We start from the raw sequence: 13603 nt of genomic DNA, 5'->3' as shown, positions 1-13603 counted from the left end.
CAGGGCCCAACAAACGAGGACCAACAAAATGCAACCGAACTTGAAATTCTCGCGAAGCGAATATGCGGATCGCCTCGCCAAGACGCGGAAAGCCATGGCCGTGAAAGGCGTCGATCTGCTTATTGTCAGCGACCCCTCCAACATGGCCTGGCTCACCGGTTATGACGGCTGGTCCTTTTATGTGCATCAGGCGGTCATCGTGCCTCCATCGGGCGAGCCGGTCTGGTATGGCCGCGGCCAGGATGCCAACGGCGCCAAGCGCACCGCCTATCTCGCGCACGACAACATCGTCGGCTATGCCGATCACTATGTGCAGTCGACCGAGCGCCATCCGATGGATTTCCTGTCGAGCGTGCTTGCCGATCGCGGCTGGGGCAAGCTGACCGTCGGCGTCGAGATGGACAATTACTGGTTCTCGGCCGCCGCCTTCGCCTCTTTGCAGAAGCACCTGCCCAATGCCCGTTTCGTCGACGCCACCGCGCTGGTCAACTGGCAGCGTGCGGTGAAGAGTCCTATCGAGATCGACTATATGCGCAAGGCCGCCCGCATCGTCGAGGCGATGCACCAGCGCATCGTCGACAAGATAGAGGTCGGCATGCGCAAATGCGATCTCGTCGCCGAGATCTATGATGCCGGCACGCGCGGCGTCGACGGCATTGGCGGCGACTATCCAGCGATCGTGCCGCTGCTGCCGTCGGGCGCCGACGCCTCGGCGCCGCACCTGACCTGGGACGACAAGCCGATGAAGTCGGGCGAGGGCACGTTCTTCGAAATCGCCGGGTGCTACAACAGGTATCATTGCCCGCTGTCGCGAACAGTGTTCCTCGGCAAGCCGACACAGGAATTCCTCGATGCGGAGAAGGCGACGCTCGAAGGCATGGACGCGGGGCTCGCGGCAGCCAAGCCCGGCAACACGTGCGAAGACATCGCCAACGCCTTCTTCGCGGTGTTGAAGAAATATGGCATCGTCAAGGACAACCGCACCGGCTACCCGATCGGCCTTTCCTATCCGCCGGACTGGGGCGAACGCACGATGAGCCTGCGCCCCGGCGACCGCACCGAGCTGAAGCCCGGCATGACCTTCCATTTCATGACCGGCCTGTGGCTGGAGACGATGGGGCTGGAAATCACCGAATCCATCCTGATCACCGAGACGGGCGTCGAGTGCCTGGCCAATGTGCCGCGCAAGCTGGTGGTGAAGAATTGAAACCGATGTCCGATCTTCGACCGTCGCCGGTCTCGCCCTCGGTCGATTTCGATCGCGACGGCGCCCAGCACGGTTTCCTGCGCCTGCCCTACAGCCGCGACGATTCAGCGTGGGGCTCGGTGATGATCCCGATCTGCGTCCTGCGCAACGGCAAGGGGCCGACGGCCTTGCTGACCGGCGGCAATCATGGCGACGAATATGAAGGGCCGCTGGCGCTCTATGATCTGGCGCGCACGCTTGATCCCGCCCAGGTCAGCGGCACGGTCATCATCGTGCCGGCGATGAACTATCCCGCCTTCCGCGCCGGCACACGCACCTCGCCGATCGACAAGGGCAACATGAACCGCAGCTTTCCAGGCAGGCCGGACGGTACGGTGACGGAAAAGATCGCCGATTATTTCCAGCGGGAGCTGCTTCCCCGCGCGGATATCGTGTTCGACTTCCATTCCGGCGGCAGGACGCTGGACTTCGTACCGTTCTGCGCCGCCCATACGCTGCCCGACAAGGCCCTGGAACAAAGGGCCTTCGCGGCGGTCGAAGCCTTCGCGGCGCCATTCTCGATGCGCATGATCGAGATCGATGCCGTCGGCATGTACGATACCGCCGCCGAGGACATGGGCAAGGTGTTCGTCACCACCGAGCTCGGCGGTGGGGGCACGTCCAGAGCCGAGACGGTGCGGATCGCCCGGCGCGGCATGCTCAACGTGCTGCGGCATGCCGGCATCGTCGCCGGTGCGGTCGAGAAGACGCCAACCCGATGGCTCGACATGCCGTCAGGCGATTGCTTTGCCTTCGCCGAGGACGACGGCATGGTCGAGACGATGGTCGATCTCGGCGAGCCCGTCGAGAAGGGCGCGGTGCTGGCGCGCATCCATTCCACTGGCCGAACCGGCATCGCCCCCCAGGAGATCCGCGCAAAAATGTCGGGCATGTTGGCGGCGCGACATTTCCCCGGCCTGGTCAAGGCCGGCGACTGCGTCTCGGTGGTTGCCGCATTGGTCGATTGACGGAAGGGCCCGGCCTGCACGGCAGGCAGGTTCGGGCCTGCCGTGCATTCTTCCACCCTGGATCCAGATAGCGGCCGGCAAGCCAGCCCGGCTGCGCTCACGGCTCCGGCCGGCGCGCCGCGACGGCGCGTGCCTTGCCATTGCCTCAGACCTCCAAAGCCATCCTCGTCGAAGAGGCAATGGCGCGACGACTTGTTCCGGCGCGAACTCGGGTATCAAAGAGTATGACTTTGCTGCCATACTCGCGATAAAGAGGGTGTCGGAATGCAACAAAAATGGGATTTCTGGATCGACCGCGGCGGCACGTTCACCGATGTCATCGGCCGTGATCCCGAGGGCGGCCTGCATCCGCGCAAGCTTCTGTCCGAAAATCCCGAGGCCTATGCCGACGCCGCCATCCAGGGCATTCGCGACCTTCTCGGCCTGCGCCTCGGCGAGCCTATCCCCGCCGGGCTGATAGGCGACGTAAAGATGGGCACAACGGTCGCCACCAATGCGCTGCTGGAGCGCAAGGGCGACCGCGTGCTTTTGCTCATCACCAAGGGATTTCGCGATGCGTTGAGGATCGCCTATCAGGCGCGCCCCGACATCTTCGCCAAGGAGATCATCCTCCCCGAACAGCTCTACGAGCGCGTCATCGAGGTCAACGAGCGCGTGCTTGCCGACGGCTGCGTCGAACGGCTGCTCGACATCGCGGCCTGTCGCCGGGCGATCGAACAGGCAAAGGCGGACGGCATCGACGCGGTCGCTATTGTCTTCATGCATGCGTGGAAATATCCCGAGCACGAAAAGGCCGTCGCAAAGGTTTGCCGCAAGCTCGGTTTCGGGCAGGTTTCGGTCAGCCACGAGGTATCGCCGTTGATCAAGCTGGTCGGCCGCGGCGACACCACCGTGGTCGACGCCTATCTGTCGCCGATCCTGTCGAGATATGTGCAAAGGGTAGCGGAGGAGTTGGGCACGGCGCCAATCTCCCCCACCGGCGACGAGATCGGCCAATCGCCCCGCCTCATGTTCATGATGTCTTCCGGCGGGCTGACCGCCGCCGATCTGTTCCAGGGCAAGGATGCGCTGCTGTCTGGCCCGGCCGGTGGGGTCGTCGGCATGGTCGAGACGGCCAGGCTCGCCGGCTTCGAAAAGGTCATCGGTTTCGACATGGGCGGCACCTCCACCGATGTGGCCCATTATGACGGCGAGTATGAGCGCGCCTTCGATACAGAGGTCGCAGGCGTGCGCGTGCGCGCGCCGATGATGCGCATCCACACCGTGGCGGCCGGCGGCGGCTCGGTCCTGCATTACGAGGCAGGCCGCTTTCGCGCCGGCCCGGACTCCGCCGGCGCCAATCCAGGCCCCGCCGCCTACAGGCGCGGCGGCCCGCTCGCCGTCACCGACGCCAACGTCATGCTCGGCAAGCTGCAGCCGGATTTTTTTCCCGCCATCTTCGGCCCCGGCCAGAACGAGCCGCTCGATGTGGACACCGTTCGCCAGAAATTCACCGCGCTCGCCGCCGAGATCGGCGACGGCCGCTCGGCTGAAGCGGTCGCCGAAGGTTTCGTCACCATCGCTGTCGAAAACATGGCCAACGCGATCAAGAAGATCTCGGTGCAGCGCGGCTACGACGTCACCGAATATCTGCTGAACTGTTTTGGCGGCGCAGGCGGCCAGCACGCCTGCCTGGTCGCCGACGCTCTCGGCATGGAGGCGGTGCTGATCCATCCGTTTTCCGGCTTGCTGTCGGCCTACGGCATCGGCCTGTCCTCGGTCTTTGCCTCACGCCAGCAGGCCTTGCTTGCACCGCTGGCAGAAGAATCCAGGCCGGCAATCGAAGGCCTGATCGCGGCCTTGCGAACCGCCGTTGTCGCGGAACTCGCCGCGCAAGGCATCGCCGAGGACGCGGTTGCGGCCAGGCCGGCGCTGCAGATCCGCTATGACGGCACCGACACCGCACTTCCGGTGCATTTCGAGCATGGCTCGATGCTGCGCGCGAGGGCCGATTTCGAGGCCGCCCACAAGGCGCAATTCGGTTTCGTCTATGAGGACAAGCCGATGATCGTCGAGGCGGTGAGCGTCGAGGGCATGGAGGCAGGCGGCGAGCAGGCTGCCGAAGCCTATGCTCCGGCGGGGCAGCCATCAAAAGCCAGGGCCGAAGAGGCCCGGCGGATCTACACGGAAGGAAAATGGCACGAAGCCGGCGTCTGCCGGCGCGAGGCGTTGCGGCCGTCCGATCGGGTCGCCGGCCCCGCACTGATCATCGAGCCCAACCAGACCATCGTCGTGGAGCCGGGCTGGCAGGCCGAGATCACGGCCAGGAACCATGTGCTGATGCGACGCACCAGCAAGAAACGCCGGCAGGCGGCACTTGGCACCGAGGCCGATCCGGTGATGCTGGAAGTGTTCAACAATTTGTTCATGTCGATCGCCGAGCAGATGGGCGTGACGCTGCAGAACACCGCCTATTCCGTCAACATCAAGGAAAGGCTGGATTTCTCCTGCGCCGTCTTCGACCGGAATGGCGCGCTGGTCGCCAACGCGCCGCATATGCCAGTGCATCTTGGCTCGATGGATCGCTCGGTCGAGACCATCATCCGGCTCAATTCAGGCGACATCCATCCCGGCGATGTCTTTGCGCTCAACGCCCCCTATAATGGCGGCACGCATCTGCCTGATATTACTGTCGTGACGCCGGTGTTCGATGACCCCCAGCAGAAAATCCTCTTCTGGGTAGCCTCGCGCGGGCACCACGCGGATATCGGCGGCACCGCGCCGGGCTCGATGACCCCACTTGCCACCACGGTGGACGAGGAAGGCGTGTTGTTCGACAATTTCCGCATCGTCGATCGCGGAAAGTTCCGCGAAAATGAGCTGGGGGCGCTGCTCACCGATCACCGCTATCCCGCCCGCAATCCGCACCAGAATATCGCCGATCTCAAGGCGCAGCTCGCCGCCAACGAAAAGGGCGTGGCGGAGCTGCGCAAGATGGTAGCGCATTTCGGGCTCGATGTCGTGGAGGCCTATATGGGCCATGTGCAGGACAATGCGGCCGAGAGCGTGCGGCGCGTGATCGAGCGGCTGCCGGATACATCGGCCTATGAATATCCCACCGACACCGGCCAGGTGATCAGGGTGAAGATATCGGTCGACCGGCAAAAGCGCGAGGCGACGGTCGACTTCACCGGCACGTCGCCGGTGATGAAGAACAATTTCAACGCGCCGGAGCCTGTCGCCCGGGCAGCGGTGCTTTATGCCTTCCGCGTCATGGTCGAGGACATGATCCCGATGAATGCCGGTTGCCTGAGGCCGATCAACATCATCATCCCCGACGGCTCGATGCTGAAACCCGCTTATCCCGCCGCCGTCGTCGCCGGCAATGTCGAGACCTCGCAGCACGTCACCAACGCGCTGTTCGGCGCCATGGGCGCCATGGCCAATGCGCAAGGCACCATGAACAATTTGACCTTCGGCAACAGCAAGTACCAGTATTACGAAACGATCTGTTCCGGTTCGCCCGCCGGCCAGATGAATTCCGGCCGCGGCTTTGCCGGCACTTCGGGCGTTCACACCCATATGACCAATTCGCGCCTCACCGACCCGGAAATACTGGAGCTGCGCTTTCCTGTGATGCTGGAGGATTTCCACATCCGCGAGGGCTCCGGCGGCAAGGGCAGGTGGAATGCCGGCGACGGCACGAAGCGCACCATCCGCTTCCTGGAGAAGATGGAATGCGCCATCCTCTCCTCGCATCGCAACCGTCCGCCGCAAGGGCTGGCCGGTGGTGGCGATGGCGAGGCCGGCTCGACCAAGGTGCGCCGCAAGGACGGCACGGTCGAGATGCTGAAAGCCTGCGACCAGACGGTGCTTCAGCCCGGCGACGCCGTCATCGTGACGACGCCGACGCCCGGGGCGTTCGGGGGGCCGGAGCCAGGGCCGTCCAACGTTTGATAGAATCGCGCAACCGCTCTATCCGTTTTTCGAATTCGCATTTCCCTTGCCTTTCACACCGGGTCTTTCGCTATGCCAAGCAAATCCCCATTGAAGACACTGGCGCCCGATGGACTCGGGCCGACCGTCACCGTCGGTGAGATCCTGGTGGAGATCATGGCCACCAGCCGTGGCAACGGCTTCCTCGAGCCCATGGAGCTGACCGGACCCTATCCGAGCGGGGCGCCGGCAATCTTCATCGACCAATGCGCCAGGCTTGGCGGGCGGGCCGGCATCATCGCCTGCGTCGGCAACGATGATTTCGGCAGGATCAACGTTGAGCGCCTGCGCCGGGACGGTGCGGATGTCTCGGCCATCGCCGTCAGTTCAGACTATCCGACGGGCAGCGCCTTCGTGCGCTACCGCGAGGACGGTTCGCGCGACTTCGTCTACAATATCGGCAAATCGGCGGCGGCGCTGGTCGGGTTGACCCCCGAGGCCAGGGCGCTGCTGGCGCGTTCGGGCCATCTGCACGTCATGGGCACCGCGCTCAGCATTCCCGCCATTTGGGAGGTGCTCGACCATGCCATCGATGCCGTCAAGGCGCGTGGCGGAAGCATCTCGCTCGATCCCAACCTCCGCAAGGAACTGCTCGGCCATGGCCAGACGCGCGAGCGCTTCGCGCGGCTTCTCGACATTGCGGATCTGATCCTGCCGTCGGGTGAGGAACTCCACACCGCTTCGGGCAACGACAATGAAGCCGACGCGCTCGTCTCGCTGTTTGCCCGCGGTGCCGGCGAGGTCGTCGTCAAGCGCGGCGCGCTCGGCGCGTCCCTGTTCGGCGCTGACGGCAGCCGCGTCGAGGCGCCCGGCTTCCTGGTCGAGGAGATCGATCCGACCGGCGCGGGCGACTGTTTCGGCGGCGCCTACATCGCCTGCCGCAGGCTCGGCATGCCTGCCGTGACCGCGCTCGATTATGCGAATGCGGCAGGGGCGCGCAACGTCACGCGGCAAGGTCCGATGGAAGGGGCCGGCACGCGTGCCGAACTCGATCTGTTCATTGCCAACACGCCGAGGCGACGCCCGTGACCGATCCATTGCTGAAACTTGCTACGTCCCGGCGTCAGGGGGTGGCGGAAGGCATCACCTCCGTCTGCTCGTCCCATCCGGTCGTGATCCGGGCCGCGGCGCGTGACGCCGTGCTGTTCTCCCGGCCGCTGCTGATCGAGGCAACCTGCAACCAGGTCAACCAGTTCGGCGGCTATACCGGCATGCAGCCCGCTGACTTCGTCGCGGCGGTGACCGCTATTGCCGGCTCCGAAGGCCTTGCGCCCGAGCGGGTCATCTTCGGCGGGGATCATCTCGGTCCCAATCCATGGCGAAAGGAAGATGCCGGCGCGGCGATGGCGAAGGCCGAGGACATGGTGTCCGCCTATGTCCGGGCCGGTTTCCGCAAGATCCATCTCGATGCCTCCATGGGATGTGCGGGCGAGCCGGCGGCGCTGGATGACGCTACGATTGCCAGGCGCGCCGCGCGCCTGGCGCGCAAGGCCGAGGACGTCGCCAGCGGCCCCGACCGGCCGCTTTACGTGATCGGCACCGAGGTTCCGCCGCCAGGCGGAGCGGATCATCTCATTGGCGAAATCAGCCCCACAAGCCTGTCCGCGGTCCGGCACACATTGGCGGTGCATCGGCAGGTCTTCCACGAGAACGGCCTCGCTGACGCCTTCTCGCGGGTCATCGCCGTGGTCGTGCAGCCGGGCGTGGAGTTCGGCAACGAGAACGTGGTCTTCTACGATCGCGCCAAGGCGCTGCATCTGCGCGCGCTGCTCGAACAGGAAGCCGGCCTGGTCTACGAGGCACATTCCACCGACTATCAGACGCAAGCGGCCCTGCGCGAACTGGTCGAGGACGGCTTTGCCATCCTCAAGGTGGGGCCGCAACTGACCTTCGTCCTGCGCGAAGCGCTCTACGGGCTGGACCTGATCGCCTCCGATCTGTTGCCTGATTACGGCGCGCGCCCGCTTTATCAGACCATGGAAGCGCTGATGACGGCCGATGCCAAGGACTGGCACAGCCACTACCACGGCTCTGCGGCGCAACAGCGCGTGCAGCGGCACTATTCGCTGTCGGACCGCATACGTTACTACTGGAACCATCAGGAGGCGATGGACGCTGTCCAGCAATTGATGACCGCTTTGTCGGGCAAGGCCGTGCCGGCGACGCTGTTCCATCAGCATCTGCCCGCGCTCGACCGCTTTGCCGGACAGCCGCTCGATCCGGAGGCGGTGTTGGTGGCCGCGGTTCAGCAGGCGCTGGAGGGCTACCGCTTCGCCTCCAGCGGTTGAGCGGCCGATAGCCAGGGGACGCAGTTCGGTCATTTCGACGGCTTGTCGGCTTCCTCGCTTGAGGTGTGCCTGCACCGGAGTAATAGTCGCGACGGAATGGCGAGGAGGAGGATATGACGCTGAACTTCGACCCGAGGGCAAAGGCCGCGACGCTCTATCATGGCGAATTCCGGCCGATGTTCATCGGCGGTAAGTGGGTCGCGGCGCAGTCCGGGCAGGAGATGCAGGCGCTCAACCCGGCGACGGGCGAATTGCTGGCGACGGTGCCGCGCGGAGGCGCCGCCGACGTCGAAGCGGCGGTGGCGGCTGCGCGCATCGCTTTCCAAGGTCCGTGGTCCGGATTTTCCCCTTACGAACGGCAGTGCGTGCTGCTCAGGATCGCAGATCTCTTCGAGAAGAACTGGGAAGAGCTCTGCGTCTCCGACACGCTCGACATGGGGCTGCCGATCACGCGCACGCTCGCCAACCGGCGCCGGGTCATCGGCATGCTGCGCTTCTATGCCGGCATGGCGACCGCCCTGCATGGCGAATCAATCGACAATTCGATCCCGGGCGAGATCGTCACCTTCACAAGACGCGAGCCGGTGGGCGTGGTCGGCGCCATCATTCCCTGGAACGCGCCGACCGCCGCCTCGATCTGGAAGATCGCGCCGGCGCTCGCCACCGGCTGTACCATCGTGCTGAAACCCTCCGAGGATGCATCGCTGACGCCGCTTTTGATCGCGCGGCTGATGCAGGAAGCCGGCGTTCCCGACGGCGTCGTCAACGTCGTCACCGGAACCGGGGCCGAAGCCGGCGCGCGGCTTGCCGAACATCCCGACGTCAACAAGATCGTCTTCACCGGCTCGACGCTCACCGGCCAGGCGATCGCCCGGGCGGGTGTTGCCAATCTAAAGCGCGTTTCATTGGAACTCGGCGGCAAGTCGCCGCTCATCGTATGCCGCGACGCCGATATCGATAAGGCCGTTCCGATCGCGGCGATGGCCGTCTTCGTGCATTCGGGCCAGGTCTGCATCGCCGGTTCGCGGCTGTTCGTGGCACGCGAAATCCATGACGAGTTCGTGCGCCGGCTCGCCGATTTCGCCGGCAGGTTGCGCATCGGCCACGGCATCGAGGCCGAAACCGAAATAGGGCCGCTCATCAATGCGAGGCAGGCCGGCAAGGTCGAGGGTTACATCAAGGCCGGCAGCGAGGAGGGCGCGGAACTGGTCGCCGGGGGATCGCGGCTGACCGGCGACCTCTATGACGGCGGCAATTTCATCGCCCCAACCGTCTTCGGCGCGGTGTCCGACACGATGACCATAGCGCGTGAAGAGATATTCGGGCCCGTTATCTCGGCAATGCCCTTCGATACGCTTGACGAAGCCGTCGCCCGCGCGAATACGACGCCCTATGGGCTGGCTGCCGGCATCTTCACCACCCATCTCGGCACGGCGCACAAGCTCGCCCGCCGGGTCAAGGCGGGTTCCGTCTGGGTCAACATGTACCACGCCATCGACCCCGCCGTGCCGTTCGGCGGCATGAAGATGTCGGGCTACGGCCGCGAGGGCGGCATCGAACATCTGCACGAATATCTCGAGACCAAGTCGGTGTGGATCCAGACCGACTGAGGCTTTTGTCGGTTGTCAGCCGAGCCGGCCTGCGCCGCCGGTTCTCAGGCTGCCGCTCATGCACGCCGGCTGCAAATCAACCGGCGCCCATTCTCAGGAACTTTTCTTTGTCCGGCGATTTTTGGGTATAAGATGAACTCCGGTTGGCTAGGAAGGTGTTGTCGATGACGACGAAACGCTTTGCGATCTGCGCTCTCGCCCTTGTGATGGGCTGCGGCATCGTCTCTTCGGCATCCGCCGGGGCCAGGCACCGCCACCACCAAGGCGAACCCGAACGCTATGTTCCCGCTGACGGCGATATTATCGACATACTGTTCGGCGGCCCGCGCTACTATGACCGGCAGCTTGTTACGACGGCCGCCGGCGCCTGCTCCTACCACCGGGTGGGGCCGGATGCGAATGCGTTGAACAAGATCAACGACCACCATTGCGGAAAGTAGGCGGCGGACCTTGGCGATCGTCGCGTCAGGTCTGCCATACACGCGTGCCATGCGGGCGCAAACGAGCGCCGCCTATTCGCGGCAACCGGATCATGGCGAACTCAGCAGTGAAAAGTGCTCGATTTCAACGGGTTGCGGCAGGATTCGCCAGTTCGGCGCGAATCTCCGCATCGTGTTCGCCGCGTGCCGGGCTTTTCGCCGGTGTCCGCTCCGTTCTTCCGGAGAAACGCGGGGCGGCGGCCGCCTGAAGGGCGCCGTCCACCGTCAGCCAGGAGCCGCGTGCGGCCATGTGCGGATGCAGCGCCGCCTCATGCGGGCTGAGCACAGGCCCGACGCAGGCATCCGTTCCTTCGAACAATTTCATCCACTCGTCTCGGGATTTTTCGGCAAAGATCGTTTCCAGCCGGCTGCCAAGCTCAGGCCAGAGGCTGCGGTCGAACTGAGCGGCGAACTGCGGATCGCCGCCCAGGCCAAGCCTGTCGAGGAACAGCGCATAGAATTTCGGCTCGACGCACTGGACGCTGATGAAGCCGCCATCTGACGTACGGTAGACGCGGCACCAATGCGGTCCGTCCAGAAGGCTCCGGCCACGCTCGGCGGCAAGCGCGCCGGATTGTGCGAGCGACATCAACAGGTTCATCATATGGGCCGAGCCGTCGACGATCGCCGCGTCGACGACCGTGCCTTCACCACCGGCGCGGGCGTTCATGACGGCGGCCAGCATGCCGATCACCAGATAGAGCGCGCCGCCGCCTATGTCGCCGACCAGCGTCGGCGGCGCCATTGGCGGCTCGCCCGGCAGGGAGGCATACCAGAGTGCGCCCGACACGCCGGTATAGTTCATGTCGTGGCCGGCGGTGCGGGCGAGCGGGCCTTCCTGCCCCCAGCCGGTCATGCGGCCATAAGCCAGGCGAGGGTTGGCGGCCAGACACACATCTGGACCAAGCCCGAGACGCTCCATCACGCCCGGCCGGAAGCCCTCGATCAGGCCGTCGGCGGCGGCGATCAGGCGCATCAGCACGGCAACGTCCTCGGCATTCCTGAGGTCGAGCGCGATAGAGCGCTTGCCGCGATCGAGCAGCGAACGCTCGGGAAGGCCCGACACGGATGCATGCTTGCGGTGGACGACGATCACATCGGCGCCGAGATCGGCGAGCAGCATGCCGGCAAAGGGCACCGGCCCCAACGCCTCGATCTCGACGATGCGGATTCCCCTGAGCATCCTACCCTCCACGGCATTCAAATTTTCGGTAAGGCGCACTTTTGGTGTCACGCAGGGGCGACGGTGTGTAACCCTGCTCTTTTGGCATTGAAGCACGTGCTGGTCGCATATACGTCATGCCGATGAAAAAAATCGGTTTCCTGTCATTCGGGCACTGGACGCCCTCGTCGCAATCGCAGGTGCGCTCGGCATCGGACGCGCTGTTGCAATCCATTGATCTCGCCGTCGCGGCCGAGCAACTCGGCGCCGACGGCGCGTATTTCCGCGTCCACCATTTTGCCCGCCAGCTGGCGTCGCCATTCCCGCTTTTGGCGGCGGTGGGCGCCAAGACCAGCCGCATCGAGATCGGCACGGCGGTCATCGACATGCGTTACGAGAATCCGCTCTACATGGCGGAGGACGCGGGTGCCGCCGACATCATCGCCGGCGGACGCTTGCAACTCGGCATCAGCCGGGGCTCGCCCGAACAGGTCATCGATGGCTGGCGCTATTTCGGCTACGCGCCGCAGGAAGGCAAAAGCGACGCCGACATGGCGCGGCATCACGCCGAGGTCTTCCTCGACACGCTGCGCGGCGAAGGCTTCGCCCAACCCAATCCGCGGCCGATGTTTCCCAACCCGCCCGGCCTGCTTCGGCTCGAGCCGCATTCGGAGGGCCTGCGCGAGCGCATCTGGTGGGGTGCCGCCACCAACGCCACTTCGGAGTGGGCAGCCAAGCTCGGCATGAATTTGCAGAGCTCGACCCTCAAATTCGACGAGAGCGGCAAGCCCTTCCACATCCAGCAGGCCGAGCAGATCCGGATCTATCGCGAGGCCTGGAGGGCCGCCGGCCACGCGCGCGAGCCGCGCGTCTCGGTCAGCCGCAGCATCTTCGCGCTGATCGACCACCGCGACCGCGCCTATTTCGGCCGCGGCAATGAGAGCCGCGACCAGATCGGCTTCATAGAGGAAAACACGCGGGCGATCTTCGGGCGCAGCTATGCCGCCGAGCCTGACGTGCTGATCAAGGAGTTGGCCGAGGACGAGGCGATCGCCGAGGCCGACACGCTGCTGCTCACCGTGCCCAACCAGCTCGGCGTCGACTACAACGCCCATGTCATCGAGGCGATCCTGACCCATGTCGCGCCGGCGCTGGGCTGGCGCTGAAAGCCGCGCCGTGTAACCATCGACCGCAGCGGGCGATTCAGGAGGTTCACGGCATGGCGAAGAAGGCGTTGATTGCCTGGGGCGGCTGGGAAGGTCACACGCCGGAACGCAGCGCCAAGGTCGTGCGCGACATGCTGGAGCGCAATGGCTTCACCGTCACGCTGGGCGAGGGCACGGCGATGTTCGCCGATCCGGAACTCGGTTCCTTCGATCTCATCGTGCCTGTCATCACCATGTCGACGATCGAGAAGGCCGAACTGCAGAACCTGACGCGTGCGGTTCGCGAGGGAAGCGGGCTCGGCGGCTTCCACGGCACGATGGGCGACAGTTTCCGCAACGAGCCGGACTACCAGTTCATGACGGGCGGCCAATGGGTCGCGCATCCCGGCGATATTATCGACTATAAGGTCGTCATCACCCAGCCGGACGACCCGATCATGAGCGGCGTCGGCGATTTCGCCTACCGGTCGGAGCAGTATTACATGCATGTCGATCCGAGCAACGACGTGCTGGCGACGACCATCTTCACCGACGCGCATTTCCCGGGGATCGGCGGCGTCGTCATGCCGGTCGTCTGGAAGCGCCGGCATGGCGCGGGCAAGGTCTTCTACAGTTCGCTTGGGCATACGGCGGACGAGTTCGCGGTGCCGGAAATGGCGCTGATTGTCGAGCGTGGTTTGCTCTGGGCCGCGCGGGGCTAGTTCCCACT

At 64.8% G+C, this 13603-nt stretch carries 10 protein-coding genes; 9 read left to right on the top strand and 1 reads right to left on the bottom strand.

All coding sequences use genetic code 11. The features are described 5' to 3' along the window. Window positions 1-28: 28 nt before the first annotated feature. The 7 genes from doeA to FJ964_RS20355 all read left to right on the top strand — a co-directional run bounded on the left by doeA (window position 29) and on the right by FJ964_RS20355 (window position 10527). Complete coding sequence (gene doeA, locus FJ964_RS20385) at window positions 29-1207, top strand: ectoine hydrolase DoeA (RefSeq protein ID WP_140552060.1); 1179 nt, start codon at window positions 29-31, stop codon at window positions 1205-1207. Window positions 1208-1212: 5 nt separating this feature from the next. Further along, window positions 1213-2214: a N(2)-acetyl-L-2,4-diaminobutanoate deacetylase DoeB gene (gene doeB / locus FJ964_RS20380; RefSeq protein WP_140552059.1), complete on the top strand. Its 1002-nt coding sequence runs from the start codon at window positions 1213-1215 to the stop codon at window positions 2212-2214. A 264-nt stretch (window positions 2215-2478) separates the two neighbouring features. Continuing rightward, a complete protein-coding gene (locus FJ964_RS20375; protein ID WP_140552058.1) occupies window positions 2479-6150 on the top strand; it encodes a hydantoinase B/oxoprolinase family protein in 3672 nt (1223 codons plus the stop codon). Between the two features lie 72 nt (window positions 6151-6222). After that, window positions 6223-7218: a sugar kinase gene (locus FJ964_RS20370; protein WP_140552057.1), complete on the top strand. Its 996-nt coding sequence runs from the start codon at window positions 6223-6225 to the stop codon at window positions 7216-7218. Then, window positions 7215-8477 carry a D-tagatose-bisphosphate aldolase, class II, non-catalytic subunit gene (locus tag FJ964_RS20365; RefSeq protein ID WP_140552056.1) on the top strand — a complete coding sequence of 421 codons (1263 nt, stop codon included), beginning with the start codon at window positions 7215-7217 and terminating at the stop codon, window positions 8475-8477. Before FJ964_RS20370 ends, FJ964_RS20365 begins: the two co-directional genes overlap by 4 nt. A 113-nt stretch (window positions 8478-8590) precedes the next feature. Continuing rightward, window positions 8591-10087 carry an aldehyde dehydrogenase family protein gene (locus FJ964_RS20360; protein WP_140552055.1) on the top strand — a complete coding sequence of 499 codons (1497 nt, stop codon included), beginning with the start codon at window positions 8591-8593 and terminating at the stop codon, window positions 10085-10087. 164 nt (window positions 10088-10251) lie between these two features. Then, window positions 10252-10527 (top strand): hypothetical protein, encoded by a 276-nt coding sequence (locus FJ964_RS20355; RefSeq protein WP_140517323.1) that lies wholly within the window; start codon window positions 10252-10254, stop codon window positions 10525-10527. Window positions 10528-10651: 124 nt separating this feature from the next. Here the strand turns inward: FJ964_RS20355 and FJ964_RS20350 are convergent, their stop codons facing one another. After that, on the bottom strand, window positions 10652-11749 hold the full coding sequence (locus tag FJ964_RS20350; RefSeq protein WP_140552054.1) for a CaiB/BaiF CoA-transferase family protein: 1098 nt from the start codon (window positions 11747-11749) through the stop codon (window positions 10652-10654). A gap of 122 nt (window positions 11750-11871) precedes the next feature. Between FJ964_RS20350 and FJ964_RS20345 the strand changes: the two genes are divergently transcribed. Further along, window positions 11872-12894: an LLM class flavin-dependent oxidoreductase gene (locus FJ964_RS20345; protein ID WP_181172559.1), complete on the top strand. Its 1023-nt coding sequence runs from the start codon at window positions 11872-11874 to the stop codon at window positions 12892-12894. Between the two features lie 53 nt (window positions 12895-12947). Further along, window positions 12948-13595, top strand: coding sequence for a ThuA domain-containing protein (locus tag FJ964_RS20340; protein WP_140552052.1), 648 nt, complete (start codon window positions 12948-12950; stop codon window positions 13593-13595). The last annotated feature ends 8 nt before the right edge of the window (window positions 13596-13603 follow it).

The organism is Mesorhizobium sp. B2-3-2, from assembly GCF_006442295.1.
Lineage (GTDB): Bacteria > Pseudomonadota > Alphaproteobacteria > Rhizobiales > Rhizobiaceae > Mesorhizobium.
The sequence above is the reverse complement of the archived record's forward strand: the minus strand, read 5'-3'. Positions and strand labels throughout refer to the sequence as shown.